The organism is Mesorhizobium sp. M7A.T.Ca.US.000.02.2.1 (genome assembly GCF_003996995.1).
GTDB lineage: Bacteria > Pseudomonadota > Alphaproteobacteria > Rhizobiales > Rhizobiaceae > Mesorhizobium.
Genome location: NZ_RZTT01000040.1, coordinates 1 through 25,548, shown reverse-complemented (window position 1 = coordinate 25,548; position 25,548 = coordinate 1). Strand labels below are relative to the sequence as shown.

The window sequence follows — 25,548 nt, the reverse complement described above, 5'->3', positions numbered from 1 at the left end:
TGCGCGGCCAGCGCGAAGATGAGCGATTTCTCCTGCGACATCGCGCAGAAGGAGATTTTCCTCAAGCGCGGCGTCGACGGCACGATGATGCTGGCCAATCCCAACAGCGCACTCGCGACCGTCGATCTGTGCTCGAAGGCCGCCGACGGCAAGACGAAATCCGACGACAAGGTCTATCGGCTGCAGCCAATGCCGCAATCGGCCTGTTCACCTTGAGCTTCAATGGAGGGGGCGAATGGATGAAGCAAAAGTCTTTTGGTCTGGCGGATCGCAAGCAGTACGTATGCCGAAGAAATACCGTTTCGAAAGCAGCGAGATTTCAATCCGTCGCGAGGGCCGAGCGGTCGTTCTCGAACCGCTTGCGCAGGACTGGGCCTGGCTCGACAGTTTGACCGGGCCACTTGACGACGATTTTGTTGAGGCGATCTTTGAAGGCCGATAGCGACGAGTTCATCGGTGCAGAAGTTCTCGCGGTACGCGCCTGTTGCTTCGTCATCCTATGGCGGAGCAAGGAGCGAAGCGACGCGGCGCAGACCATAGGATCCATGCCGTGACATCCGAGCACTGCTGCGGTGCAGATTCTGTTCCGCTGCAAGCTTCGTCCCAGGTCGCGGCATGGATCCTCGGGTCTCCGCGACGGAGCTTCGCTCCTGCTCCGCCCGTGGATGACGAAGTTGGGAGGCTTCGGCTAATTTTCCCAGGTCGTGACGGAAATCGCCTCACGCAAACGGCACGGCCGTCGTGCCCTTCGGCAGCTTGGCCTCGTCGTCGGGCTCGACATGGATGGTGACGCGCACCGAGGGGATTTCGGCCTTCAGCGCGTCCTCGATGCGGTCGCAGATGACATGGCTGGCGCCGACCGACATGTCTGCGTCGACGACCAGATGAAACTCGATGAAGGTGGCGCGGCCGGCGATGCGCGTCTTGAGGTCGTGAACCTCGAGCGCGCCCTTGCAATTGGCCGAGATGACGTCGCGGATGCGCATGTGTTCCTGGGTGTCGACGGCGCGGTCCATCAGGCCGTTCATCGACGAACCGATGACATGCCAGCCCTGCCACAGGATGTTCAGCGCCACGAGGACGGCAAGTGCCGGGTCGAGGATCTGCCAGCCGGTCAGGATCGCTCCGACGAGGCCGCCGAAGACGCCGATCGAGGTGACCACGTCGGTCATGATGTGGTTGCCGTCGGCAACCAGCGCCGGTGACTTCTCCGCCCTGCCGGCGCGGATCAACGTCCACGCCCAGAAGGCGTTGATGACCGTAGCGACGCCGTTGACGGCAAGACCTTCCCAAGGCTGTTCGAGCGGTGCCGGGGTCTGCCAGTGGCGCCAGACCTCGTTGAGGATCAAAAGGGCGGCGAGCACGATCAGCACGCCTTCCAGCACCGCCGAGAAATACTCGGCCTTGTGATGGCCGAAAGGGTGGTCCTGGTCGGCCGGCTTGTGGCTGACCTGGATCGCCCAGAAGGCTGCAACCGAGGCAATGACGTTGACGATCGATTCCAAGGCGTCCGAGTAGAGCGCCACGGAGCCGGTGACGTACCACGCGGCAGCTTTCAGTGCGAGCACGACAAAAGCTACGATAATCGACCAGAAGGCGAGATTGGCGATTTTGCGCTTCGCGGCCGCCTTGGCCGCGATCGCCATCGTATTCTCGGCTTCGGCCATGATCGTCAGGCGGCCTTTTCTTTGGCCTTGCGGGGCAAGTGGGCGACGATGTTCTCGATGATGCGCATGCCGGCATTGTGGCCGAGCGTCATGATCGATTCCGGGTGGAACTGTACCGCGGCGATAGGCTCCTTGCGGTGTTCGAAGGCCATGATGATGCCGTCCTCGGTCTCGGCTGTGACGATGAAATCGTCGGGCAGGCGCACCGGATCGGCAAAGATCGAGTGGTAGCGGCCGACGGTCACTTCCTTGGGCAGGCCCGAGAAGATGATGCCGGGCTTGGAGACCCGGATGCGCGACGGCTTGCCGTGCATCGGTATGTGCAGCTGCCGCAGTTCGCCGCCATAGGCCTCCGCCAATGCCTGCAGGCCAAGGCAGACGCCGAAGATCGGCAGTTCGCGGGCGCGCGCCTTCTTGATGGTTGCGGCGCAATCGAAGTCCTTCGGCGTGCCGGGGCCGGGCGACAGCACGACGAGATCGGGTTTCAGCCGGTCGAAGACTTCCTCAGGCACCGGCGAGCGAACGGTCGAGACGTTGGCGCCGGTCTGGCGGAAATAATTGGCCAGCGTGTGGACGAAACTATCCTCGTGGTCGACCAGCAGGATGTTGACGCCGTCGCCGACGCGCGCGGTGGTGCGCTCGGTGCTGGCGGAATTGCCGGTCTTGGCGTCGCGGATGGCGGAGAGCATGGCGGATGCCTTCAGTTCGGTTTCGGCTTCTTCTTCCTCGGGAATGCTGTCGAACAGCAATGTGGCGCCGGCCCGCACTTCGGCAATGCCGTCCTTGATACGGATGGTGCGCAGCGTCAGGCCGGTGTTCATGTCGCCGTTGAAATTGACCATGCCGATCGCACCGCCATACCAGGCGCGCGGGCTCTTCTCGTTCTGCTCGATGAAGCGCATGGCCCACAATTTCGGCGCGCCGGTGACGGTGACCGCCCAGGCATGCGACAGGAAGGCGTCGAACGCATCCATGCCTTCGCGCAGCCGGCCTTCGATGTGGTCGACCGTGTGAATCAGCCGCGAATACATCTCGATCTGCCGACGGCCGATGACGCGCACCGAACCCGGCTCGCAGACCCGCGACTTGTCATTGCGGTCGACGTCCGAGCACATGGTCAGCTCGGATTCGTCCTTCTTCGAGTTGAGCAGTGTCAGGATCTGCTCTGAGTCGGAAATGGCGTCGTCGCCGCGCTTGATGGTGCCTGAGATCGGGCAGGTCTCGACGCGGCGGCCGTTGACGCGCACGAACATTTCCGGCGAGGCGCCGATCAGATATTCGCCTTCGCCCAGATTGATGAAGAAGGAATAGGGCGACGGATTGATGGCTTTCAGCTTGCGCGAAATCTCGGATGGCTGCGTCTCGCAGCGCTCGTAGAACATCTGGCCGGGCACGACCTCGAACAGGTCGCCGCGCTTGAACGAATCCATCGCCTTGCGCACCAGATTGGCGTATTCGCCCGGTTCATGGTCGCCGCGCGGCGGGATGCGGTCAGGGCTCTTGAACGGCTCGGCGATTTCGTCGCGCGGCAGCCCTTCAGTCGAAAAACCGTCGCCGGCATAGTCGTAGCGGTCAGTCCAGGCCTTGGCCGAATAATGGTCGACAACCAGAATCTCGTCGGGCAGGAAAAGCACCAGGTCGCGCTGGCTCTCTTTGCGCTCGAGAGTGTGTTCGACCGGGTCGAACTGGAAGGCGAGGTCGTAGCCGAAGGCGCCGTAGAGACCAAGATTGGCGTCTTCCTCGGTCTTGAACAGAGCGGTGATGGCGCGCAGTACGGTGAAGACCGAAGGGACGCGGCTGCGCTCCTCCTCGGTGAAGACACGGCCGGGCTTGGCGACATCGAGGCGGATGAGTGTCTTCGACGTCTCGGCGATGGTGACATCCGCCTGGCTGGCGAGCGCCTTGCCGATGACCGGCAGCAGCGCCTCGCCACGGCGGTTCAGCGCCTCGATGCGCATGGCGCGGCCGCGCGCCGAGACGACCAGCGGCGGATCGATGATGGCGGTGTCCCAGCGCGTGTAGCGGCCGGGATATTCATAATTTGAGGAAAACACCGCACCGCGGCGCGAATTCAGGCCATCGACATAGGCGTCAATCGCACCTGCATAGGGCCGATCGTGGCGCGCGCGCGTGATGGTTATGCCACCCGCGGTCACGAAACTTTCCGCGCCGTTTTCCAGAACCTTCATCGTCATTGCCGTCTCCATCAGCGTCTTGGGCAACGGACCCGGGAATGGCTTGGAAAAAACAAATGGCCGCCCGGACTTTCCGTTGCGGCCACCCTCTCTTTTCACGCGCACGTGTTCGAACAGGCCGCTGTCAGCAGGCCCACCACCAAATGGTCTTGATCGAACGCATGTTCATGGCGAAAATCCATAGCCGCGAAAAACCGGATGCGCAACTGATTTGAAAAGCCTGTCCGGTGGCCGCCGCTTCAGCGTCTCATGGCACATCGCCAGGGCGGACAGTGCCGCTTAGACTGTTCCTCTAGCAGCAGGAGACGGAAAACACCATGACCGAGCAGATCGAGCGTGCGCGGACGTTCCATTCCCTCCACGTCAAGGGAAACCCGATCGTTCTCTACAACGTCTGGGATCCGGGTTCGGCCAAGATCGTCGAGAAAGCGGGCGCCAAGGCGATCGCCACCGGAAGCTGGCCGGTGGCTGCCGCGTTCGGCTATGCCGATGGCGAGAAAATCCCGCTGGAGCTGGCGCTCGACAACATCAAGCGCATCGTCACTGCCGTCGACCTGCCGGTGACCATGGACCTCGAGGGTGGTTACGGCGTCGATCCGGAAATTGTTGCCCGCACGGTAACGTTGGCGCTGCGGGCCGGCGCCATTGGCTTCAATTTCGAAGACCAGGTTGTCGGTGGCAGCGGCCTGCACGAGATGGCTGTTCAGGTAAGGCGCATCGAAGCTGCGGCAGCGGCCGTCAAGGCCTCCGGCATACCGGCGTTCATCAACGCCCGAACCGACATCTTCCTCAAGGCGAAACCGGATGCGCATGACGACGTCCTGCTCGACCAGGCCATCGAGCGCGCGCAGGCCTTCGAAAAAGCTGGTGCACACGGCTTCTTTGCGCCGGGTCTTGGCGATGAGGACCTGATCGAGACGCTTTGCAAGGCAATCGCGTTGCCGGTCAACATCATTGCGCTGGCGCACGTGCCGCCGCGCCAGCGGCTGGCCGAACTCGGCGTCGCCCGCATCAGCCACGGCCCGGTGCCCTACCGGCAGATGGCGGAATGGCTGGAGGCGAAGGCGCGACTGGCTATTTCGGGTTAAGTCAGTCCTCCAGCGTTCCCGACCGGGCGTCGGCGCTCTTCCTGTCGCCGACCAGCTTCAGAAGATCCTCGCCGGCGCGGATGATGCGGCGCGAGCGGCGGGTCAGGATGATGCCGTCCTGCGGCGCGAACACCTCGGTGCGGCCGTCGGCTTCACCCGGCGCATGGATGATGGTGGCGAGGCGCGCTCCCTTGGCAACGCGGTCGCCGGGTTTCACGTCGTAGAGCACGGCACCGGCCCGTGGCGCCGGCATCATGTCGATGTTTTCCAATGGCGCCACGAAGCCGGTGAAAGGACCCGGCGCGGGCAGGGTGCTATCGGCGATCACGCCGCGCGCCACCAACAGCCGGTAGAGGCCGTCGGCGTCGGCGGCGGCCAGGGCGCCGTCGACATCGAGGATGCCGCGATATTCGACCGTGGTGGCGACGCGACGGTCGAGCTTCGCCATTTCGGCGGGAACATTCTGGTAGGGCATGATCGAGGCGCCTTCGAAGGTGCCGTCGGTGTCTTCGCTCCACAGCACCACCGCATCGACGCCCATGGCGGCGGCGCAATCGGCCATGGCGGGCCACAGGCTGGTGTGGACGTAGAGATAGGCGAGGCCCTCGTCATCGCAGTGCAGGTCGAGCACGATGTCATGGCCGAGCGACAGCTGCACCAGCCGCGTCTTCAGCCGCTGGTCGACGCTGCCAAGGGTGGTGTCGGGCAAGAGCGCTGTGTCGGGCGCGGCGAGCAGCGGAAAGCCGCGGTTGAAATTGGTGCGCGTGCCGAGATGGAAGCGGCCCTGATGCTCGCCGAAATGATATTGCGCCCGGCCGATCGGGTTGGCCCAGGGCACGATGGTGAGGTTGCCCTTGATGCGGCCTTCGGCCTCCGCCCTGGCAAGCATCGGCATCAGCGCGTCGATGGCGACGACGCCCGGCAACTCGCCGGCATGGAGTGCCGCCTGCAGATATCCCGAAGGAGCAGCCTTTCCGGAACCAGCAAAGCGGAACAGCGGGAATTCGTAGGAAACCCCTTCGCTTTCGCCGGCGATGCGCTCGATCGATTTCTGCATGACTTCCTCCATCTAGGACCAGAAGACATGCGATTTGAAGGCGCCTATGTCGATTGGTCCAGCCCGCCGCGCTATGGGCGCAAGAGGCTATTCAGCCGGAAGCGGGATGACCGGCGCGCGCCGGTCCAGCGCCTGCGACACCACGGCGACGGTGACCGCCAACAAAGCGAGTGCTGCGCCGACCAGCGGCAAATTGGCATAGGAAACACCGGCGGAAAGGGCAACGCCGCCGATCCAGGCGCCGCTGGCATTGCCGACGTTGAAGGCGCCCTGGTTCAACGTGGCGGCGAGGTTCGGTCCCTCGGAGGCCGCCTCGACGACCCGGATCTGCAGCGGCGGCACGACGACGAAGATGAGCAGGCCCCACAGGAAGACGATGCCGACGGCAACGCTGGCGATTGCGCCGAACTGCCTGAAGCCAACGAAGAGCAGGGCCATCAGCAGCAGCGTGCCGATCACTGTCGGCATCAGTTTCCAGTCGGCCAGTCTGCCGCCGATAATGTTGCCGATGGTCATGCCCGCGCCGAACAGCAGCAGAACCCACGTGACTGCCGAGGTCGACAAGCCCGATACCTCGGTGAGGTAGGGTTTGATGTAGGTGAAGACGGTGAACAGGCTTGCGGAGGTCAGCGCCGCGATCAGCATGGCCAGCCAGACCTGCAGCTTGCCCAGCACGCGCAGCTCGCCGCGCAGGCCGCCACCGCTTGGCTGGGCGACATCGGACGGCACCAGCCAGGCGATCGCTGCCACCGAGATCAGGCCGATACCGACCACGGCAACGAAGGTGGAGCGCCAGCCGAACGCTTCGCCAAGTGCGGTTCCGGCGGGAACACCCAGGATGTTGGACAGCGTCAGCCCGGCGAACATCAGCGCGATGGCGCCGGCGCGTTTGTTGCGCGGCACCAGGCTGGCGGCAACGACCGAGCCGATGCCGAAGAAGGCGCCATGGCCGAAAGCGGTGAAGACGCGCGCGGCCATCAGCGTCCAGTAGTTGGGCGAGATGGCGCAAAACAGATTGCCGACGACGAACAGCACGGCCAGCCCGACCAGCACCGGCTTGCGCGGCAAATGCGCGGTGGCCATTGCGACGATCGGGGCGCCGAAGACGACACCCAGCGCATATCCGGTAACCAGCAGGCCGGCAGAAGGGATCGATACGCCGAGGTCGGCTGCGACCTCGGGCAGCAGGCCCATGATCACGAATTCGGTGGTGCCGATGCAGAAGGACGCAATGGCAAGCGCAAGGATCGGCAAGGGCATGGGGCGTCCAGACTGAATCGGTTCAAATTGAGACTGCGCGAAGGACGCCATCGTGCGCAAGCTGCATTGCTGCATCGCAGCGATGCAGAAAAGGAAGAGCTTTGAAATGGGTCGCTAACAGGCTGTCAAACCAGCGGCTTCAATTCCTGGGCAATGGTTGGCAACAGCTCCGAGACATTCGGGTGGATGTGCACGGCACGCGCCAGCGTGTCGACGGGCGCCTTGGCGTACATCAGGTCGAGTACGCTATGGATAACCTCGTCGCCGCCGGGGCCGAGCACCGAGCAGCCGAGGATCTGCCTGGTGTCGGCGTCGACCAGGATCTTCATGAAGCCCTGCGTCTCGCCCTTTTCGATAGCGCGGCCGACGCGGGTCATCGGCCGCTGGCCGACCAGCGCGCGACGGCCGGATTTCTTCACCGCGGCCTCGGTCATGCCGCAGCGGCCGAGCGGTGGGTCGATGTAGAGCGCATAGGCTTCGATGCGATCACTGACCTTGCGCGGATCGTTGTCCAGCAGGTTGGCGGCGACGATCTCGTAGTCGTTGTAGGAGGTGTGGGTGAAGGCGCCCCTGCCGTTGCAGTCGCCCATCGCCCAGATGCCGGGCACGCTGCTGCGCAACTGGTCGTCTACAGAGACGAAGCCGCGCTTGTCGACCTCCACGCCAGCCCTCTCCAGGCCGAGGTCATCGGTGTTGGGCGTCCGCCCCAGTGCCAGCAGCACGTGCGATCCGACCGCCGGCGGTTTGCCGGCGGAGAAGGTTACGGCAATGTCCTGGCCCTGTCTGGCGAAAGCGATGTCGTCGGCGCCGACATGGACCGTGATGTCTTCGTTTTCGAGGATCGACAGGATGGCGGCGGAGACATCCTCGTCCTCGCGGCCGGTCAGGCGTGGGCTCTTCTCGATGACGGTGACTTCGCTACCGAAGCGGCGGAACATCTGTGCGAATTCGAGCGAGATGTAGCTGCCGCCGACGACGATGAGATGGCGCGGCAGCACGTCGAGATCCATCATCGAGGAATTGGTCAGATAGTCGATGTCGTGGATGCCGGGCAGGTCTGGGACCGAGGCTCGGCCGCCGGTGTTGAGGAAGATCTTTTCGGCGGTCAGCAGATCGTCGCCGACGCGCACCGTGTTGGCGGATTCGAAACGCGCATGGCCGCGATAGAGGGTGCATTTGTCCATGCCGGCAATCCAGGTCTCGAGATTGGTGCGGGCGTCGATCGTCACCTTGTCCTTGCGCGCCTTGATCCTGGCATAGTCGACCCCGACGGGGCCACTGAGCGTCACGCCGTAGTCGGCGGCGCGGCGCGCCAGATGCGCGGCATAGGCACTGGCGACCATGGTCTTGGTCGGCATGCAGCCGGTGTTGACGCAAGTGCCGCCGACCAGCTTGCGCTCGATCAGCGCCACGCTCATGCCGGCGGCCGTCAGCCGGCCGGCCAGCGGAGGGCCAGCCTGTCCGGCACCGATGATGATGGCGTCGAAGGTTTTCGTCGTCATGCCACCGCCGCTACGATCAGCAGGCCGCCGATGATCGCCACCGCATCCTCGATGAAGGCGGCGGGCGGATCCTTGCCGAAGGCGGCCGCCAGCCGGCCGCGAGCTTCAGCGCCGCCCAGCGTGCCGATGACAGCGCCGATGGCGCCGGCAATCAAGCCGCCGATGGTGGCGCCGCCTGTCGCGCCGATCACCGCGCCGGTGAAGGCGCCCATGACGATGCGGGCGCCGAATTGCTGCGGCACTTTACGGCTCGGCGTCGACGGCAACTGGTCGGTGACCAGTTCGACGATGGCCAGGATGGTGAAGATGCCGACAGCCGCCCAGTGACTCATGAAGCTCGCCCAGGTGCCGGCAACCGGCAGCCAGCCGAGATAAGCGCCCCAGGCGACAGCGGCCGGCGCCGTCATGGCGCGAAGACCGGCAATGACGCCGATCAGAAGTGCGAGAATGTAGAGCATGGTCGATCCCCCTCGATCATCGGGCCAGGACGGCCTTGAGACGCAGGCTACCATAGGTCCAATATTTGACCAGTACTTGCATCGGCGCTTTTCTGTTGGCCGCACTTGTGCTTTTGAAGGACGTGAACTGGAGACAGCGTCATGGCCGAAAGCGAGCGCGTGAAGATGGCGGCCGGCGAATGGTACACCTGCCTCGATGATGAGCTGGAGTCCTTGCGTGTGGTAGCGCGTGACGCGGTGTTCGAGCACAATTGCCTGCCGCCGCGGCAGCGCGGCAATCTCGGGTCGGGCTTGAAAGCTTTGCTCGGCGACGCCGGCGAGGGCGCCCGCATTGAGGCGCCGTTTCACTGCGCCTATGGTTTCAACATCTTTCTCGGCGACGGCGTCTTTCTCAATGCCGGCTGCACCATCCTCGACACGGCGAGCGTGCGCATCGGCAAGGGAACGCTGCTCGGTCCCAATGTGCAGATTTATTGCGCCGAGCATCACAAGGAGGTCGCTGGGCGGCAAGCTGGACTGGAGATCGCCAAGCCTGTCGAAATCGGCGCCAATGCGTGGATCGGCGGCTCAGCGGTCATCCTTGGCGGCGTCAGCATCGGTGAAGGTGCCATTGTCGGTGCGGGGGCGGTAGTGACGCGCGACGTGGCTGCGAACACCACGGTGGTCGGCAATCCGGCACATCAGGTCAAGCGGGATTGAATGGATCAGTGCGACAGCGCCATGCGCTCGTCCTGACCGGCCCGCCTGGAGAATTCGCGCCGGTATTGCGCCGGCGATGTCCTGAGCCTTGCCGAAAAATGCTGGCGCAGCGAGGTGGCGCTGCCGAAGCCGGCTTCGAACGCCACCAGGTCCATGGATTTCTCCGTCGCTTCCAGCAGACGCTGCGCGAGTTCTATCCGCTGGCTGGTCAGCCATTCGCCGAAACTGGTGCCGATCGATTTCTGAAAGCGGCGTGTGAAGGTGCGCCTTGTCAGGCCGGCGGCTTCGGCGACGCTATCCAGGCTATGCGTCTCTCCGAGCGCCGCGCGAACCGCGTCGAGGGCCTGGGTGAACCGGTCGGCGTCCGCGCTTCTTTCCACCGGATGCTCGATGAATTGCGCCTGCCCGCCCTGCCGATGCGGAGAAAGAACGATCTGGCGGGCGAGCCGCAGTGCCGCTTCCGCGCCGTAGCGGGCGCGCACGATGTGGAGACAGCAGTCCAGACCGGCGGCGACGCCGGCCGAGGTCACGATGTCACCATTGTCGACATAGAGCACCGAGGCATCGACGGCGACGTCGGGGTGGAGTTTCTGCAACTGTTCGGAATAGGCCCAGTGCGTCGCGGCACGACGGCCCGAAAGCAGCCCGGCCGCGACAATGGCGAAGGTTCCAAGGCACAGGCCGACGATCAAGGCGCCGCGTTGGTGCGCCCGGCGCAGCGCCTCCATCAGCGGCGGCGATGCCGGCTCGCCGAGATGATGCCAGCTCGGAATGATGACGATATCGGCGCCGTCGAGCCCTTCGAGTCCATGCGGCGCGGCAATTGTCAGTCCGGCCTCGGTGTGGATCGGGCCGGGCTTGACCGCGCAGATGCGGAAGTCGAAGCGCGGCAGGCCAAGCGCCGTCCTGTCCTCTGCGAAGACCAGGCACGGTACGGAAAGGTGGAACGGGCTGATGCCGTCGAAGGCGAGTACGGCAATGATCGGGTCGGTCATGGGTGCTTCCGGCAGTTGAATGCGGATTGTCCCAATTCTTTCGAATGATGTCAATCGGGCCACTTTCGACTGTCGGGGAGGCCGCCTATTTTCGGTCCATCGCATTCAAGCCGGAAAGGAAAACACCATGTCTGACCCAGCCCACGCCACGCCACGACGGGCGCTGATCGTCGTCGATGTGCAGAACGACTATGATGGCGGCAGTCTTGCCATCCAGCATCCGCCGTTCCGCGACAGCGTCGTCCATGTGGCGCGGGCGATGGATGCAGCGACTGCTGCCGGCATCAAGGTGGTGGTCGTCAAGCAGATGGCGCCCGAGACATCGCCGATCTTCGCCAAGGGCAGCCATGGCGGCGAACTGCATCCCGAAATCGCCAGGCGTGAGCGCGACCATTATGTCGAAAAGAACCTGCCTTCCGCCTTCACCGGCACCGACCTCGAGGACTGGCTGCGCGCCAACGCCATAGATACGATCACGGTGGTGGGCTACATGACGCACAATTGCGACCTGTCGACCATCATCCACGCCGTGCATATGGGCTTTGCCGTCGAGTTCCTGTCGGATGCGACCGGATCGGTGCCTTACGCCAACAGCGCCGGCTACGCCTCGGCCGAGGAGATCCACCGCGTGGTCACGATCATCCTGCAGTCGCGCTTTGCCGCCGTGCTCAAGACCGCCGAATGGGTCGAGTGCCTGAAGACCGGCGCGCTGCCGGAACGCGACACCATCTTCGGCTCCAACCAGCGGGCGCTGTCACGCAGCGCCGCGTAGGGACTATCTGAAAACAGAAAGGGCGCCGCATCGCTGCGGCGCCCTTTCTGTTCGAATAGAAGGATTCTAGAACAGGCCTTCGATCTGGCCCATCTCGTTGAGGAAGATCTTTTCCGAGGACGGCGCCCTCGGTAGGCCGGGCATGGTCATGACCTCGCCGCAGATGATGACGACGAAGCCCGCACCTGCCGAAAGCCTGACCTCGCGCACCGGCACCGTGTGGCCGGTCGGCGCGCCGCGCAGGTTCGGGTCGGTCGAGAACGAGTACTGCGTCTTGGCCATGCACACCGGCAGGTGGCCGTATCCGGCGTCTTCCCAGGCCTTGAGCTGGTCGCGCACCGACTTGTCGGCGATCGCTTCCGAGCCGCGATAGATGCGCTGGACGATGGTGTTGATCTTCTCGAACAGCGGCATCGCATCGGGATAGAGCGGCGCGAACTGCGAAGCGCCGGATTCGGCCAGTGCCACCACCTTGTTGGCGAGATCCTCGATGCCGGCCGAGCCGTGCGCCCAGTGCTTGCACAGGATCGCCTCTTCGCCCATCGAGGCGACATAGTCCTTCATCGCCTGGATTTCGGCGTCGGTGTCGGAGTAGAAGTGGTTAATCGCAACCACCGCCGGCACGCCGAACTGGCGGATATTCTCGATGTGGCGGCCGAGGTTGGCGCAGCCCTTCTTCACCGCCTCGACGTTCTCCTTGCCGAGGTCTTCCTTCTTGACGCCGCCATTCATCTTCATGGCGCGCACGGTGGCGACAATGACGGCCGCCGCCGGCTTGAGGCCTGCCTTGCGGCACTTGATGTCGAAGAACTTTTCAGCACCCAGGTCGGCGCCGAAGCCGGCTTCGGTGACGACGTAGTCGGCGAGCTTGAGCGCCGTCGTGGTGGCGACGACCGAGTTGCAGCCATGCGCGATGTTGGCGAACGGGCCGCCATGCACGAAGGCCGGGTTGTTCTCCAGCGTCTGCACCAGGTTCGGCTGCATGGCGTCCTTGAGCAACACGGCCATGGCGCCGTCGGCCTTGAGGTCGCGGGCATAGACGGCCGACTTGTCGCGGCGATAGGCGACGATGATGTCGCCGAGGCGCTTTTCCAGGTCCTTCAGATCGGTCGACAGGCACAGGATGGCCATCACTTCCGAGGCGACGGTGATGTCGAAGCCGCCCTCGCGCGGGAAACCGTTGGCGACCCCGCCGAGCGAGCAGATGATCTCGCGCAGCGCCCGGTCGTTCATGTCCATGACGCGGCGCCAGACGACGCGGCGGGTGTCGATGCCGAGCTCATTGCCCCAGTAGATGTGGTTGTCGATCAGTGCGGAAAGCAGATTGTGCGCCGTGGTGATGGCATGGAAGTCGCCGGTGAAGTGAAGGTTCATGTCCTCCATTGGCACGACCTGCGCGTAGCCGCCGCCGGCAGCGCCGCCCTTGACGCCGAAATTCGGGCCGAGCGAGGCCTCGCGGATGCAGACGATCGCCTTCTTGCCGATGCGGTTCAGGCCGTCGCCGAGACCGACCGTGGTCGTGGTCTTGCCTTCGCCGGCCGGAGTCGGGTTGATGGCGGTGACGAGGATCAGCTTGCCGTCCTTGTTGCCCTTCACCGATTTGATGAATTCAGCAGATATTTTGGCCTTGTCGTGGCCATAGGGCAGCAGATGTTCGGTCGGGATGCCGATCTTCTGGCCGATCTCCTGGATCTGCTTTTTCCTGGCGCCGCGCGCGATCTCGATGTCGGACTTCACTTCGGCCATGACGGCTTTCCTCTGGATTGGACGGTGGAGGGGACGGGTTTGATCTTACTGGCAAGCAGGTTGGAACCGAGCGCGGGCATGTTCTAACCCTGTCGCTGCCGCGGCGTCAACTTGTATGCAACTATGTTTCCTCTAGAGAAAATCCTCTGCGGACCGGCCGACCTGGCGTCGGTTTTTCCTGGCACCGTTTCCGCGCCGTATAGAAGCCAGAGGACGCGTCGTTCCGCCGTCTCAAAACAGCCGCACAATGCACGGAATGCGACAGAGGCGACGGCGCAAATTCGCCATCGCCTGGTCCCTAATGGAACAGCGCTACTGCGTCAGAACGTTGCTGATTTCGACCATGTTGGAGCGCACCCTGAGCACATAGAAGCCCATCGTCGTCAGATGCGTCGGCAACAGCCAGCCATCCTCGCGGCCATTGGCGATGATGAAGGGCTGGATGCGCAGCGCCGAAACGAACTGCGAGTCCATCGTGTCCCACAGGTTCTGCAGATGCTTTTCCTTGATGACGTCCTCGAAGTCGGCCTGGGCTCCCTTCATCAGGCCGTAATAGCCGTAGAGCTGGCCATAGGCGAACCAGTAGCGGTCGTCGGCGCGGAAGTCGAACCAGCCATTGTTGTGGTTCTCGGCGCGTTCCTTGAGGATCGCCGAGGTCGAGCCGATGTCGGACGAGATGCGGTCGATATACTGTTTCAGATTGTCGGCGCGGGCGTCGAAGGTCGCCTGGCAGGTGGCAAGGCGGGCGTTGAAGGAACGCAGCATGCGCACGGCGTCGCGATAGTAGCTTGGCGTCGGCGTCTTGGGGCCGAACGGGTTCAGGCCGAAATACCAGGTCTCTTCGTCGAACTGAAGGTTGCCGCGGGCATTCTGCAGATCGCTGTCGATCTGCGAGGTGGTGCGGACGCGGCCGAGATTGTCGGCGAGTTCGGTCGCGGTGCGCCGCACCGCCTGGTTGATGCCGCGCTGGAAGGAGGCCTTGTTGTCCATCCACGGCGTGTGGTCCCAGTCGATGCCGAACAGGCCCAGCTTGTAGAGGATCATCGACGAGATCCAGGCATTCTGGTTGACGTTGAAGTCGGTCAGATCGGCGGCGATCTGGGCAATGCCGGAGTTGCCGCAGGTCTTGGCGGTGTCGGTGCCAGCGCCGGCGGCGACCTGTTCGCCGGCGGAGACATTGCGCTTCTCGAACGTGTAGGTGTCGGGATAGTTCGGGTTGAAATTGTTCCACCATTGGGTGGCGTAGAAGAAATTGGCGTAGAGGCCGATCAGCACCAGCAGGGCGAGGCCGACCGCCGCCTTGAGGATCCAGCCGCGCTGCGTGTACCAGCGTCCGGCCCACAGGAAGGGCCACAGAATGACGCCGATCAAAAGGCCGATGCCGCGGCCGATCCACTGGAAAATGCGGGTGAAGAAATTCACGATCGGATCGAGCATGGCTGTGTCACCCCCTCAAAGCATGATGCCAAAAAAGTTGCAGACTTTTTGGATAACATCATGCGCCAAAACAAGAAGTTAGAACGATATAACGGCTCATTTCGTTCTAGTCAGTCAGGCCGTAGAGGCGTGTGCGAAACGCCACCTTGTCCTTCAAATATGTGGTTTTGAGAACGTCCACAACATGCGATCGCCAAGCGTCGCTGAAGCCGTCATAGTCCTTGTAGAAGCCGTCCTTGTTGAAGATGTAGCGCGAGACGAAGTCCGACGGTACGAAATCCGAGATCAGCCGGTTGGTCAGCCAGGCGTCGGGGTGGTCTGGCTTGGCGCGGATCACCAGGAAACGCTGCTGCGGGAAGACATCCTCGATCTTCAGGTGGCCGAGCTGGGCGATCTCGCGCTTGGCGGCGTTGAGGAAAGGGAAATTGCCGTCCCTGGTGATCAGCTCGGCATGGCTCTGGATCCAGGTCTGCAGCCAGACCTTGTCGACATTGGTCAAATTGCGGTTCGGCTCGGCATCGCGGATCAGCGCGCGCACCACCATCTCGGCCCGGTGCTCGAGATAGCTGGAGGTCTCGACCCAGGAGGCACGCGGCAGCTCGATGCGGCCGGTGGTGGCGAGGAACTTGAACACCTTGTCGGCGTCGTTGATGGAGAGATAGCTGACCTGCCACGGCCGCGAGCGGCGGAAACCGGGGGCGGCCGGATCGCTGATCACCGTCGTCACATCCGGATCGACGAACACGTAGAGCCCGCCGAAATGGCTGGTCCAGTAGGCGTTGTGTCGGAAGATCACCTGGTCGGGCACCAGCGCGTTCTCGCGGATGTCGCCGCAGATCTTGGCAAGCTCCACCATCCGGTTCAGCATGGCGCTGTCGCGCCAGGCATCGGGCTCCTGCTTCAGCCGGTCGACGAGCTTGCCGAGTTCGGCGGCCTTGCCCAGCACATCCTCGGCCGACAGCACCTTGAATTCGACCTGGCTGATCGACAGCAAATCCTCGATGTCGTTGACCTTGGGAATGGAATCCTCGATCTCGCCGTAGATGACGTCTTTGATCGTCAGCGCATCGATGGCGCGCCGGTTCCTGGACATGAACTCGAACATCAGCTGCGAGGTGTTGGAGAAGGCGGTGTGCACCACCGGCAGATCGATCTGCGACGGCGTCAGGATGATGAAGCGGCGGTTGACCTCATTGGGATCGAGATAGTCGTAATCGTCGCATTCCTCGGCCACTTCTGGCGAAAAGCCGGTGCGATCGATCTGGAAGGTCTTCAGTTTGGTCGGCTTCAAGCCGAACGCGGCGAGCGCCTTGTTGTAGCGCTGGATCAGATGCGGCTCGTCGACCGTCAGCAGCCGGCCATAGATCAGCTCGTTGTCGCGCAGGAGATCGGGTTTCTTGGCGGGGGTCATTGCCTACCTCTAGGCATTCCATAGCCCCTTCTTCTTCATCTCCTCCATCTCGCGCGCGGCTCGCTCGCGCAGGCGGGCGTCGCGCAGCAGCTTTTGCACGGCGGAGTCGTCGGACTTGTCGGAATAGCGGAACTCCGAGTCGGCATAGCGGTTGATCTCCTGCATGACCATGTCCATCGAGAACGGCCCGCGCAGTTCCTCGATCATCGCTTTCTTCTCGTCGTAGCCCTTGTGCATGAAGACCTCCGGCTTCTCGAACCAGTCGTCGGGAAGCTCGATGTCCATGGCGCGCATCTTGATAGCGTCGGTGACGTTCTTGATGGCGCGGCCGGTGAAGCGGGGCTCGGCATCCTTGATCAGGTGCAGATAGGTGCCGATGTCGGCCATCGATTTCGGTGCGCCGTTCTCCTTCATGTAGCGTTCGTAGACCTTCACCAGCCCGTCTTCTTGCGGCTTCTCGTGCTCCTCATAGGCTTCGGTCACGGCGCGCTGGATTTCCTGCGCGGCGTAGAGATCGTGGTCGCCGAGCGGGATCTTGTGGTTTTTTCCCGCCAGCAGGACAAAAATGTCGATGTAGTCGTTGCGGCTCTGGGGCCCGTCGACCAGCCAGCGGGCGCCGGCGCGCTGGCGCAGCGCGTCGTCGACATTTTCGGGATAGTTGGAGAACATGCCGAACGAGCAGTTGCCGCGCACCACGGTCGCGGCACCGGCGAAGGCATCCATCAACACGCCGGTGATTTCCTGCTGGCCGGCCGAGGCGCGGTCGTCTGAGCGGCGCGCCGCCACCTGGTCGATGTCGTCGATGGTGCCGAAGCCGATGACGCGCGGGTTCAGCACATTGTTGATGAACTGGCGGCAGTTCTGGCCTGATTTGCCCTGATAGGACGAGATCTGGTCGACGCCGAAATTCTCGTAGGCAAAGGGATAGCCGGCGACCTGGCAATAGCCGTTGACGAGGCCGGCGATCATCTGGATCAGCGTCGTCTTGCCGGTGCCGGGGGCGCCGTCGCCGATGAAGGTGAACAGGAAGCCGCCGAGTTCGACGAACGGATTGAGTTCGCCCTCGAAGTCGTAGGCCATCAGCATCTTGGCGAGCTTGACCGACTGGTATTTGGCGATGTGGTTGCCGACGACCTCTTCCGGCTTCTTGAATGTCATCACCAGCGGTTTTGAACGCTTGCCCGGCGCGACGTCGAAACCATCGAGGGTGAAATCGTCGGCATCGATACGGATATGCGCGTTCTCGAACGGGCCGATGCCGTCGAAGCGGCCCTTGCGGGCCAGAAGCCCGTCGATGGCGACGCGGGCGAAGGCGCGCGCCCTTGTCATCAGGTCGGCGTCGTCGGACGATCCCGAGATCGCCTTGTCGAGGCCTGCCAGGATCGACTTCACCGCATCCTGCGGCGTATCGAACAGGAAGTCCGGTTCGGGACTGTCGTTGGGCGCCTCGCCGTCGCTGTCGATCAACTGGAACAGGTAGGAGGCGAGGCTGAAGGCCGAAATGTAAGCCGAGGCCGACAGAAGCTTCTTGAAGGTGGACGCCTCGTCGCCCTCGAGCGGCGCGCGGGTGTTCTTGGCCTGCAGACTTTCAAGGTCCGAGCCCTCGGCAAAGACGTCCGATATTGCCAGCGCGATCGCCGTGCCGCGCCGGGCGCGAAACAGGAGCGTGTGCTGCGGGATGGTCAGCAGTTGGTCGTCGGGATGAACGGCGCCGACGGTCTTGGCCAGCTCGACCTCGCGCGTGCGGCGCACCGAACCGGCCGAGACGGTCGAAACGAAGCGGCGGTTGGTGCCGGCAAGTGCTGTGCCGGAGGCGCTAGACGGGTCCTCCAGCACGACGACGCGGGTGATGAAGCTCTGCGCGGTGGCGCGGTGCTTCTCGATGGCGGCTTCCGGGATGGTAGTCAGGCCGGTATCCATGAAGGGTGCTCCGTGGTGTGACGGTCAGACGTCTGAGATGACCTGTCCGTTCGACAGAATGTGAACCTTGTAGCCGGCAAAGATCTTCTGCGCCTCGCCGGCGGCGTAGAGCGCCTGATAGGCCTCGTGCGGGATCAGCGCATGGTTTTCGTAGCTCGACACGCCCTGGCGCGCGGCTTCCAGATCGTCGGTATTGATGAAGAATTCCTGCGTCGTCTTCTCGCTCGAAAACAGCCCCTTGCGGCCGGGTTTCTCGGCCTTGGAATAGACCTCCTGGATGGTCCAGGTCAGCAGCCAGGCATTTTCGGGCTTGCGCACCTTGGCCAGGACTTCGGTCACCGTCGAATTGTTGTCGGTGATGCCAGCCGAATAGAACGGGCCGAGCACGACGCGGCGCAGCTGCTTGGGATGCAGCGGCTCGAAATCCTTGTCGAGATTGACCGCGATGGTCGCCGGCGACAGCGTGTAGGCGGAGTTCTTCTCGGTGAAATCGTCGAAACGGTGGGCAAGCTCGGGATTGAGCAGGCCATCGACCGGCAGAGGAATGTCGATCGTCTCGTTCAGCTTGCCGTTTCTGTCGACGAGCTGGCGGATCATCGTTTCGGACGAATCCTCCACCGTCACCATGTAGACCAGAGGCAGGTTGGCGCTGCCGTCGAACGTCGCCCAGTGGACGAGATAATAGGGCCGCCCCGTCTTCGGATTGACCGAGACCTTGGCCGTTTGCGCCAGGGTGAACGGGCCGAACGTGTTCTCGCTTTTCACGTCCTCGAGATAAAGCCGCTCGGCTATCGACTTCTGCAGCGCCGCGGGGAATTCCTTGTGGCGCAGGATGAAGTCGGCCATCTCCTCGCGCAACTCGCCGGCGAGCGGAATGTTGGCAAGCCGCGCGTCGGCCTGGCGTCGGTCGTTTTCCAGTTCGAGCAGGTTCTGGAACACCGGAAATCCGCTTTCGGCGCGCGAAATGCGGAATGTGTCCATGAAGCCGAGCCGGTTGCGCCAGCAGGAAAACGACTTGTCGAGCCTGGCGATGTGTTCGGCGACGATCTTGGCGACGATGCCGTGCCGGTAGAGCGGCGAGCGATCGTCGCGCATGAACACTTCAAGGCCGCTGAGCGCGGCCGTGATGGCGGAAAAATACCGTGCCGCCGCTTCGTTTTCGGGGGTCATGCCTGGTCGCTCGCGGGCAGTGCTGTCACCCTTAAGACTGCACGTAGTTAGCCGAATTGTGCTTCTTCAGCACCTCGTCGAAGCGGCGGGCGAAGGCATCGTCGGCCAGCTTCTTGCGGCGCTGGATATCGGCGGTGGCGACCATGTTCTTCTCGTGCATCTCAAGCAGGTCACCGATGTGCTTTTGCGAAGCAGCACCGATACCAGCCATGGTTTCCTCGGCGGTGTTGTCGACCTGGCTGCCCAGCGTGTTGATCTTGTGGGCGACGTCCTGCTGGGCGGCGGTCTTCAGCGAATCTTCCAGCGCCTTGTAGAGCACGATGCGCTGCTCGGTATCGATGGTCAGCTTGTTGATCAGCGTCGATTGCGCGGCGATCTGGTTGTTGAGCGAATCGACGAAGGTCTGGAACATCGAGGTGTAACGCTCGAGCGTCTGGCTCTCGGCCAGCAGCTCCTGCTCCTTGGCCTGCTTTTCGTTGTATTCCGTCGCCAGCTTGGAGCGTTCGCCTTCGAGCTGCGTGCGGTCCTTCTGGCTGGTCGAAGCGGCGATCTTGTTTTCGATGTCGAGCAGCATCGGGTTGAGCTCCTCGATGCGCTTCTGCACGGCTTCGAGGTTGGTCATGGTGGTCTTGCGGCGCTCGATCACCTGCGACAGGCTGGTTTCCGAGGTCTTGTAGCGTTGGTCGAGAACCTCTTTCTGCGCCTTCAATATGCCGACGATGGTGTCGGATTTGACCAGCAGTTCCTGCAGATTGCCGGCCAGCGACATGTTGCGAACGCGGTCGGTGCGCATGCGCTGCTTGCTCTGGCTGGAGAAGATGCCAATGAATTTTTCCCAGCCGGTGTAGTTCTTCATGCTCTCGAACTCGGCGCCGAAGACGTTGGTGGCGTCCTCCAGCCCGATGATCAGGTCGGCAATGTTGCCTTCCATCACCTTCTGCTGCTTCAGCACATCCTCGATGCGGGCGTTCTCGAGGTCGAAATTGGCGTCGCCGATCTTCTTGTCTGATGTGGCAAGCGTATCAAGCATGGTGCCGGATTGCTCGATCTTGGAGCGCATGTCCTGCACGACCTGCTTGGTCTTGGCAATTTCGGCGTCGAAATTCTGCAATGTCGCCATTGGGGCCTCCCGCTTCGGCATGACGTCGCTGGTCGCGAACAGCGGCGAATATATGTGGGGCATCAGGGGATTGAAAGACGTGAAGACAAGGGCGGCGTGAAAACAAAAAAATCCGTCAGGGTCTTGAAAGCCAGTGAAGGCTTGGGCTTAGCGTGATTAGCTTGCCGACCAGCCATAGTTCAGCTGTCATTGAACTTTCATGCGGCAAGGCGAAGGCGCACGGATGCCTTTGTATTGGGCAAACCACCGAAGCAATCGCGGCCGCGGTATGCGACGAGAAAGCCGGTTTTACAGAGCTGGCGAACAGCGGATCAGGGCTTGGGATCGGCCTTCAGATAGGCGATGACATTGGCGATGTCGTCGTCCTTGGTCAGGCCGGCAAACGCCATCTTGTTGCCGGGCACTTTCAGCTTGGGTGCCCTGAGATACTCGGCGATATTGGCTTCATCCCAGACCAGGCCGGCGGCGCCGGCACTCTTCATCGCCTCGGAATAGCGGCCAAGATAACTCTCGGCGCTGCCGGCGGTGCGGCCAACGACGCCCAACAGATGCGGACCGACCTTGTCGCGGTCGGTGGCTGCTTCATGGCAGGCCATGCACCGGTTGAAGGCCTTCTTGCCCAGGGTCGGGTCGCCGCCGGCATGGGCCACAAGCGAGCTGGCGAGGAGAAGGATGCTGGCGGACGAAGCGGCTCTTAACATGCTGCCCCCGGAGAGTTCTGGCTGGCGGCCTTATAGTACCGAGCCTTTAACAAACGCTGCATCGCGGCGGGATTGCGGAAGACAGGCCCGCGAGTCAGGCCTGTTGTGCCAGATCGCGGCGCAGGAAATCATTCAGCCGCTCGACCGCCTGGGTCGTCGACAGCGGGTTGCGCAGGATGCCGATTTCGAGGTCCGGCAGCACCGGCAGCCCTTCATTGCCGCCGACGATGCGCAGCGATGGCGGTACGCTGCGCATCGCAAGGCCAGCCACCGCGAGCCCGGCCTGGACGACGGCGATCAGGCCAAGCAGAGAGGCGCTTGAATAGGTACAGCGATAGGAGCGGTCGGCATCGCCAAGCGCCTGCAGGACATTCATCCTGGCGGCGCAGCCCGGTTCGAACAAGGCGACCGGAAGCGGGTCGGCCTCCCAGGCGACATGGTTGGGCGAGGCGACCCAGACGAAGCGTTCCAGCCGGATCACCTCAAGCGGCTGCTCCGGCAAGCGGGTGATGATCGCCAGATCCAGCCGCCCCTCCGCCAGCGTCTTCACCAGCGCGGTCGACTGTTCGCAGATCAACTCCACCGTCACCAGGGGATGCTCCGCCGCGAAGCGTGAGAGCACGGGCGGCAGGAGGAAGGCGGCATAGTCGTCGGGCACCCCCAAGCGGACGCTGCCTGTCTCCTTGGGCCGGGTGACGCTTGCCCAGGCTTCATCCGACAGTTTCAGCAACCGGCGCGCATAGATCAGGAAATCCTCGCCGATCGCATTGGGAGTGACGGTTCTGGGACCACGCACCAGAAGCTGGTTGCCGACCATCTCCTCCAGCCGCTGCATCTGCATGCTGACCGCCGACTGGCTGCGGCCGACCCTGGGTGCTGCATTGGAAAGGCTGCCGCTCTCGACGACGGCGACAAAGGTTTTCAGCAGGTTGAGATCGAGTGGCGCGGCCATGGTGCTATCAGCATATCGAATAGATCATTCCAAATCTATTCGCTTGTTTGAAGGTGGCGCCAGTGACCAGATGGTTGGGATCGCTGGGAACCACCACATGACGGACGCTTCGACAGCCCGCTTCCCGGCCGCGAGCCTTGCTCTGGCAATGGTGATCGCAGGCACGGTCGGCGCCTTCGCCACGGAATCGGGGCTGCATCCCGTTGCCGTCGTCTTCTGGCGATGCGTGTTCGGCGCGATCTTCCTTCTCGTGTGGTGCCTGTTGCGCGGCTACCTGCCGGATCGGACGCTGTTGCCGTCCCGGCTTGCCCTTGCAGCACTTGCCGGCGTGTGCATGGTGCTGAGCTGGACGGCCTTCTTCGCAGGCTTCGCCATGACGTCGATCGCCACGACGACGATTATCTACCATATCCAGCCGTTCTTCGTGGTCCTGATCGGCGTGGTTTTCCTAAGGGAACGCATCTCGCCCGACCAACTGCTGTGGATGCTCGCTGCCTTTCTCGGCGTCGTGCTGGCCAGCGGCCTCGTTTTCGCGCACGGTCATGCCGATGCCAACTGGGTGCCGGGCATTGCGCTGACGCTGGGCGGCGCACTGCTCTATGCCGTTACAACGATCCTAGCCAAAGCCCTGGGCCAGCAGCGCGCCGAAATCACGGTACTCTGCCAAACACTGGTGGGGGTCGTCATGCTCGCCCCGTTCGCCGGCATCGGCCAACATATTGCGCCTGCATCATGGGGCTGGCTGCTCGGCATCGGCGTGCTGCACACTGGCATCGCCTATGTGTTGATGAATTCGGCCTTCCCACGCCTGACGACACCGGTGATCGGCGTCATCACCTTCATCTACCCGGTCGTCGCCATCATCGTCGACTGGGCTATCTATGGGCATCCGCTCGGACCGGCGCAGGCAGCCGGCATGGCACTGATTGCGCTGGCAACGCTTGGTGTGCGGCTTGGCTGGCGGTTTCCAAGACGGCGTGTCTCGACCGTGTGAGCCCGAAGCAATTCCCGGGAAAGCACATAGCGCTTCCCCTGGAATTGCTCCAATAACCAAGAGACAGAGTCAGCCTTTGATAAAGCCGATGAAATCGTCTGGCGCGGCGCGGCCCATCTCTTCCTCCCAGTGGCGGCGGCAGAGCGAGACATAGACATCCTTGCCGATTGCCACCTGCTCGCCCTGGCGCGCCACCTTGCCATCGGGGCCGAGGCGCACGACCATCGTCGCCTTGCGGCCGCATCGGCAGATGGTGCGCACTTCGCGCAAATCGTCGGCGATGGCCAGCAGCGCGCGCGAGCCGGAAAACAGCTTGCCCTGGAAATCGGTGCGCAGGCCGTAGCACATGACCGGGATGTTCAACCGATCGGCGATGCGGGCGAGCTGCCAGACCTGCTCCTCCTCGAGGAACTGCGCCTCGTCGACGAAGACGCAATGCACTGACGTATGCACGTGATGATCGGCGACGCGGGCGAACAGATCGTCACCATCGCGGAACATCTCGGCTTCCGTCTCCAGGCCGATGCGCGACGAGATCAGGCCGGTGTCGCCCTTGCGGTAGTGGCCGGCGACGAACAGCATCGTGCCCATGCCGCGCTCGCGATAATTGTAAGAGGCCTGCAAGAGCATCGTCGTCTTGCCGGCGTTCATAGTCGCGTAGTGGAAGTAAAGCTTGGCCATGCCGCTCTTTTAAGCCGACTTGCCCTGATACGGGGAGGGGCGGTCGCCCGCATTCCCCTGAAAAAGCCGGCCCGTCGTCGAAAAAACCGTCCGGCATGGCAAAAGCGCCTGATGTGTCGCTGATTGGCCAGCCCGCGCCGTTGATCGCGATTGTCTTAATGCTTGAAACCACACCAAAATGGTGTTTGGCTGACGAAACAAGGCGGGCATAGAAACCGTAGCTACGCTTCGCCAAGAATAACAATGGGAGACTGTCTATGTCGCGTATGAACTCTTTCGTCGCCGGCCTCGGCCTGGCGGCTTTTTTGTCCACCAGCGCTGCCTTTGCCGGCGATCCGGCGAGCTGCAAGGCGGTGCGCCTTTCCGATGTCGGCTGGACCGACATCCAGGCGACGACCGGCATCGCCTCCGTGCTGCTGACCGCGCTCGGCTATGAGCCGCAGACGATCCAGCTGTCGGTGCCGGTGACCATGGCGTCGCTGAAGAACAAGGATCTCGACGTGTTCCTCGGCAACTGGATGCCGTCGATGACCAACGACATCAAGGACTATACCGCCGATGGCTCGGTCGAGACGATCAGCACCAACCTGACCGGCGCCGGCTACGGCATCGTCGTGCCGACCTATGTCGCTGACGCCGGCGTGAAATCGCTGACCGATATCGGCAAGTTCAAGGACAAGTTCAACGGCAAGATCTATGGCATCGAGGCCGGCAATGACGGCAACCGCATTATCCTCGACATGATCAAGAACCCGAAAGACAATCTCGAAGGCTTCGAGCTGGTCGAATCCTCGGAGGCCGGGATGCTGACGCAGGCCGAGCAGTCGATGAAGAGCAATGAATGGATCGCCTTCCTCGGCTGGACGCCGCATCCGGTGATGGGTGCCATGAAGATCACCTATCTCGATGGCATGGGCGACAGCGGCTTCGGCGCCGCCACTGTCCATACCAATGTGCGCAAGGGTTACACCACCGAGTGCCCGAATGCCGGCAAGTTCATCGCCAACCTGAAGTTCAATCTCGATATGGAAGGCGAGATAATGGACGCGATCCTCAAGGGCGCTGACGCCAATACGGCTGCGACCGACTGGCTCAAGAAGCATCCGGACGCGGTTGCTCCGTGGATTGCCGGCGTGACCACTTTCGATGGCGGCGACGCCGCTGCAGCCGTGAAGACTGCGCTCGGAAGCTGAGCAGGTCTTGCGTTCGGCGTGACCGATCAAGAAGGGCAGTCACTGTAGAAAGGGCTGCCCTTTTTCATATCCTGTGACAAGATGACCGTCCGGCAAGGACGGCGACTGCCAAAGAGGGGCAAGATGGATCCGATTTCAAAATTCTTTGTCAGTTATAAAATCCCCATAGGCGAGTGGGGCAAAGCGTTCTTCACCTTCCTTACCGACAATTTCAACACCTTCTTCCGCGGCCTCTCCGGCGGCTTGAATTTCCTGCTCGATGGAGTGGTCGACACGCTGCTGCTGGTACCGCCGGTCCTTCTCATCGCGCTGATTGCACTGCTTGCCTATTATCTGCAGCGATCGAGAGGCTTGGCGGTGGCTGTCTTTCTCGGGTTGCTGTTCATCCTCAACCAGAACCTCTGGAAGCAGACGGTAGAGACACTGGTGCTGGTGGTTGCCGCCGCCGCCGCCTCGATGGCCATCGGTGTGCCACTTGGTATCTGGGCGGCGCACAAGCCGAAGGTCTATCGCGTCATGCTGCCGGTGCT

The 25,548-nt window shown here is 62.7% G+C and carries 22 protein-coding genes and 2 pseudogenes; 8 read left to right on the top strand and 16 right to left on the bottom strand.

What is annotated here, in order from left to right; genetic code table 11:
* Both EOD15_RS06365 and vapB read left to right on the top strand, forming a co-directional pair.
* Nucleotides 1–216: pseudogene (locus EOD15_RS06365) on the top strand (hypothetical protein); the annotation flags it as partial.
* A gap of 19 nt (nucleotides 217–235) precedes the next feature.
* Nucleotides 236–442 carry a type II toxin-antitoxin system VapB family antitoxin gene (gene vapB, locus EOD15_RS06360; RefSeq protein ID WP_127321531.1) on the top strand — a complete coding sequence of 69 codons (207 nt, stop codon included), beginning with the start codon at nucleotides 236–238 and terminating at the stop codon, nucleotides 440–442.
* A gap of 277 nt (nucleotides 443–719) precedes the next feature.
* Here the strand turns inward: vapB and EOD15_RS06355 are convergent, their stop codons facing one another.
* Together EOD15_RS06355 and EOD15_RS06350 are read right to left on the bottom strand one after the other, a co-directional pair.
* Nucleotides 720–1,667, bottom strand: a complete 948-nt coding sequence (locus EOD15_RS06355) for a cation diffusion facilitator family transporter (RefSeq protein WP_023809882.1) — start codon at nucleotides 1,665–1,667, stop codon at nucleotides 720–722.
* A 5-nt stretch (nucleotides 1,668–1,672) separates the two neighbouring features.
* A complete protein-coding gene (locus EOD15_RS06350) occupies nucleotides 1,673–3,862 on the bottom strand; it encodes an anthranilate synthase (RefSeq protein ID WP_127321530.1) in 2,190 nt (729 codons plus the stop codon).
* A gap of 317 nt (nucleotides 3,863–4,179) precedes the next feature.
* On the opposite strand from EOD15_RS06350, the gene EOD15_RS06345 reads away from it, so the two are divergent.
* Nucleotides 4,180–4,950: an isocitrate lyase/phosphoenolpyruvate mutase family protein gene (locus EOD15_RS06345; RefSeq protein ID WP_127321529.1), complete on the top strand. Its 771-nt coding sequence runs from the start codon at nucleotides 4,180–4,182 to the stop codon at nucleotides 4,948–4,950.
* 1 nt (nucleotide 4,951) lies between these two features.
* Here the strand turns inward: EOD15_RS06345 and EOD15_RS06340 are convergent, their stop codons facing one another.
* The 4 genes from EOD15_RS06340 to EOD15_RS06325 all read right to left on the bottom strand — a co-directional run bounded on the left by EOD15_RS06340 (nucleotide 4,952) and on the right by EOD15_RS06325 (nucleotide 9,227).
* Complete coding sequence (locus EOD15_RS06340) at nucleotides 4,952–6,007, bottom strand: succinylglutamate desuccinylase/aspartoacylase family protein (protein WP_127321528.1); 1,056 nt, start codon at nucleotides 6,005–6,007, stop codon at nucleotides 4,952–4,954.
* 87 nt (nucleotides 6,008–6,094) lie between these two features.
* Nucleotides 6,095–7,267 (bottom strand): MFS transporter, encoded by a 1,173-nt coding sequence (locus EOD15_RS06335; protein WP_127408359.1) that lies wholly within the window; start codon nucleotides 7,265–7,267, stop codon nucleotides 6,095–6,097.
* A gap of 125 nt (nucleotides 7,268–7,392) precedes the next feature.
* Nucleotides 7,393–8,769 (bottom strand): FAD-containing oxidoreductase, encoded by a 1,377-nt coding sequence (locus EOD15_RS06330; RefSeq protein ID WP_127321329.1) that lies wholly within the window; start codon nucleotides 8,767–8,769, stop codon nucleotides 7,393–7,395.
* The gene (locus tag EOD15_RS06325; protein ID WP_023809876.1) at nucleotides 8,766–9,227 is read right to left on the bottom strand and encodes a membrane protein; all 462 of its coding nucleotides are present in this window, start codon (nucleotides 9,225–9,227) and stop codon (nucleotides 8,766–8,768) included. The genes EOD15_RS06330 and EOD15_RS06325 overlap by 4 nt, the downstream gene beginning before the upstream one ends.
* A gap of 141 nt (nucleotides 9,228–9,368) precedes the next feature.
* Between EOD15_RS06325 and EOD15_RS06320 the strand changes: the two genes are divergently transcribed.
* Entirely contained in the window at nucleotides 9,369–9,926 is a 558-nt protein-coding gene (locus EOD15_RS06320) for a sugar O-acetyltransferase (protein WP_127321328.1), read from the top strand.
* Between the two features lie 5 nt (nucleotides 9,927–9,931).
* On the opposite strand, the gene EOD15_RS06315 is transcribed toward EOD15_RS06320, so the two are convergent.
* Nucleotides 9,932–10,921, bottom strand: a complete 990-nt coding sequence (locus tag EOD15_RS06315) for a helix-turn-helix domain-containing protein (protein WP_127321327.1) — start codon at nucleotides 10,919–10,921, stop codon at nucleotides 9,932–9,934.
* 127 nt (nucleotides 10,922–11,048) lie between these two features.
* Between EOD15_RS06315 and EOD15_RS06310 the strand changes: the two genes are divergently transcribed.
* A complete protein-coding gene (locus EOD15_RS06310) occupies nucleotides 11,049–11,693 on the top strand; it encodes a cysteine hydrolase family protein (protein WP_127321326.1) in 645 nt (214 codons plus the stop codon).
* A gap of 66 nt (nucleotides 11,694–11,759) precedes the next feature.
* Here EOD15_RS06310 and EOD15_RS06305 read toward each other — a convergent pair whose 3' ends face one another.
* The 8 genes from EOD15_RS06305 to EOD15_RS06270 form a co-directional block, all read right to left on the bottom strand.
* A complete protein-coding gene (locus EOD15_RS06305) occupies nucleotides 11,760–13,439 on the bottom strand; it encodes a formate--tetrahydrofolate ligase (protein ID WP_127321325.1) in 1,680 nt (559 codons plus the stop codon).
* A gap of 312 nt (nucleotides 13,440–13,751) precedes the next feature.
* Nucleotides 13,752–14,876 carry a DUF2333 family protein gene (locus tag EOD15_RS06300; RefSeq protein ID WP_127321324.1) on the bottom strand — a complete coding sequence of 375 codons (1,125 nt, stop codon included), beginning with the start codon at nucleotides 14,874–14,876 and terminating at the stop codon, nucleotides 13,752–13,754.
* 106 nt (nucleotides 14,877–14,982) lie between these two features.
* Nucleotides 14,983–16,287: a DUF6638 family protein gene (locus tag EOD15_RS06295; protein ID WP_127408358.1), complete on the bottom strand. Its 1,305-nt coding sequence runs from the start codon at nucleotides 16,285–16,287 to the stop codon at nucleotides 14,983–14,985.
* A 9-nt stretch (nucleotides 16,288–16,296) separates the two neighbouring features.
* Nucleotides 16,297–18,207, bottom strand: coding sequence for an ATP-binding protein (locus tag EOD15_RS06290; RefSeq protein ID WP_127320775.1), 1,911 nt, complete (start codon nucleotides 18,205–18,207; stop codon nucleotides 16,297–16,299).
* Between the two features lie 24 nt (nucleotides 18,208–18,231).
* Nucleotides 18,232–19,377, bottom strand: a complete 1,146-nt coding sequence (locus EOD15_RS06285) for a hypothetical protein (protein ID WP_127266548.1) — start codon at nucleotides 19,375–19,377, stop codon at nucleotides 18,232–18,234.
* Nucleotides 19,378–19,408: 31 nt separating this feature from the next.
* Entirely contained in the window at nucleotides 19,409–20,497 is a 1,089-nt protein-coding gene (locus EOD15_RS06280) for a hypothetical protein (RefSeq protein ID WP_127266549.1), read from the bottom strand.
* Nucleotides 20,498–20,808: 311 nt separating this feature from the next.
* Nucleotides 20,809–21,198, bottom strand: coding sequence for a cytochrome c family protein (locus tag EOD15_RS06275; RefSeq protein ID WP_127320774.1), 390 nt, complete (start codon nucleotides 21,196–21,198; stop codon nucleotides 20,809–20,811).
* A 94-nt stretch (nucleotides 21,199–21,292) separates the two neighbouring features.
* The gene (locus EOD15_RS06270; RefSeq protein ID WP_127320773.1) at nucleotides 21,293–22,150 is read right to left on the bottom strand and encodes a LysR substrate-binding domain-containing protein; all 858 of its coding nucleotides are present in this window, start codon (nucleotides 22,148–22,150) and stop codon (nucleotides 21,293–21,295) included.
* A gap of 97 nt (nucleotides 22,151–22,247) precedes the next feature.
* Between EOD15_RS06270 and EOD15_RS06265 the strand changes: the two genes are divergently transcribed.
* Nucleotides 22,248–23,144 carry a DMT family transporter gene (locus tag EOD15_RS06265; protein ID WP_127320772.1) on the top strand — a complete coding sequence of 299 codons (897 nt, stop codon included), beginning with the start codon at nucleotides 22,248–22,250 and terminating at the stop codon, nucleotides 23,142–23,144.
* 69 nt (nucleotides 23,145–23,213) lie between these two features.
* Here EOD15_RS06265 and EOD15_RS06260 read toward each other — a convergent pair whose 3' ends face one another.
* Entirely contained in the window at nucleotides 23,214–23,825 is a 612-nt protein-coding gene (locus tag EOD15_RS06260) for a thymidine kinase (RefSeq protein ID WP_127320771.1), read from the bottom strand.
* Nucleotides 23,826–24,082: 257 nt separating this feature from the next.
* Between EOD15_RS06260 and EOD15_RS06255 the strand changes: the two genes are divergently transcribed.
* Nucleotides 24,083–25,018: a choline ABC transporter substrate-binding protein gene (locus EOD15_RS06255; protein ID WP_127266554.1), complete on the top strand. Its 936-nt coding sequence runs from the start codon at nucleotides 24,083–24,085 to the stop codon at nucleotides 25,016–25,018.
* A gap of 123 nt (nucleotides 25,019–25,141) precedes the next feature.
* Nucleotides 25,142–25,548: pseudogene (locus EOD15_RS06250) on the top strand (choline ABC transporter permease subunit); the annotation flags it as partial.

Excerpts from the sequence above, each read along its gene's own strand:
- EOD15_RS06310 (WP_127321326.1), top strand. The coding sequence starts at position 11,049 with ATGTCTGACCCAGCCCACGCCACGCCACGACGGGCGCTGATCGTCGTC.
- EOD15_RS06325 (WP_023809876.1), bottom strand. The coding sequence starts at position 9,227 with ATGCTCTACATTCTCGCACTTCTGATCGGCGTCATTGCCGGTCTTCGC.
- EOD15_RS06285 (WP_127266548.1), bottom strand. The coding sequence starts at position 19,377 with ATGACCCCCGAAAACGAAGCGGCGGCACGGTATTTTTCCGCCATCACG.
- EOD15_RS06290 (WP_127320775.1), bottom strand. The coding sequence starts at position 18,207 with ATGGATACCGGCCTGACTACCATCCCGGAAGCCGCCATCGAGAAGCAC.
- EOD15_RS06305 (WP_127321325.1), bottom strand. The coding sequence starts at position 13,439 with ATGGCCGAAGTGAAGTCCGACATCGAGATCGCGCGCGGCGCCAGGAAA.
- EOD15_RS06265 (WP_127320772.1), top strand. The coding sequence starts at position 22,248 with ATGACGGACGCTTCGACAGCCCGCTTCCCGGCCGCGAGCCTTGCTCTG.
- EOD15_RS06255 (WP_127266554.1), top strand. The coding sequence starts at position 24,083 with ATGTCGCGTATGAACTCTTTCGTCGCCGGCCTCGGCCTGGCGGCTTTT.
- EOD15_RS06355 (WP_023809882.1), bottom strand. The coding sequence starts at position 1,667 with ATGGCCGAAGCCGAGAATACGATGGCGATCGCGGCCAAGGCGGCCGCG.
- EOD15_RS06350 (WP_127321530.1), bottom strand. The coding sequence starts at position 3,862 with ATGACGATGAAGGTTCTGGAAAACGGCGCGGAAAGTTTCGTGACCGCG.
- EOD15_RS06270 (WP_127320773.1), bottom strand. The coding sequence starts at position 22,150 with ATGGCCGCGCCACTCGATCTCAACCTGCTGAAAACCTTTGTCGCCGTC.
- vapB (WP_127321531.1), top strand. The coding sequence starts at position 236 with ATGGATGAAGCAAAAGTCTTTTGGTCTGGCGGATCGCAAGCAGTACGT.
- EOD15_RS06330 (WP_127321329.1), bottom strand. The coding sequence starts at position 8,769 with ATGACGACGAAAACCTTCGACGCCATCATCATCGGTGCCGGACAGGCT.
- EOD15_RS06300 (WP_127321324.1), bottom strand. The coding sequence starts at position 14,876 with ATGCTCGATCCGATCGTGAATTTCTTCACCCGCATTTTCCAGTGGATC.
- EOD15_RS06295 (WP_127408358.1), bottom strand. The coding sequence starts at position 16,287 with ATGACCCCCGCCAAGAAACCCGATCTCCTGCGCGACAACGAGCTGATC.
- EOD15_RS06315 (WP_127321327.1), bottom strand. The coding sequence starts at position 10,921 with ATGACCGACCCGATCATTGCCGTACTCGCCTTCGACGGCATCAGCCCG.
- EOD15_RS06260 (WP_127320771.1), bottom strand. The coding sequence starts at position 23,825 with ATGGCCAAGCTTTACTTCCACTACGCGACTATGAACGCCGGCAAGACG.
- EOD15_RS06345 (WP_127321529.1), top strand. The coding sequence starts at position 4,180 with ATGACCGAGCAGATCGAGCGTGCGCGGACGTTCCATTCCCTCCACGTC.
- EOD15_RS06275 (WP_127320774.1), bottom strand. The coding sequence starts at position 21,198 with ATGTTAAGAGCCGCTTCGTCCGCCAGCATCCTTCTCCTCGCCAGCTCG.
- EOD15_RS06335 (WP_127408359.1), bottom strand. The coding sequence starts at position 7,267 with ATGCCCTTGCCGATCCTTGCGCTTGCCATTGCGTCCTTCTGCATCGGC.
- EOD15_RS06280 (WP_127266549.1), bottom strand. The coding sequence starts at position 20,497 with ATGGCGACATTGCAGAATTTCGACGCCGAAATTGCCAAGACCAAGCAG.
- EOD15_RS06340 (WP_127321528.1), bottom strand. The coding sequence starts at position 6,007 with ATGCAGAAATCGATCGAGCGCATCGCCGGCGAAAGCGAAGGGGTTTCC.
- EOD15_RS06320 (WP_127321328.1), top strand. The coding sequence starts at position 9,369 with ATGGCCGAAAGCGAGCGCGTGAAGATGGCGGCCGGCGAATGGTACACC.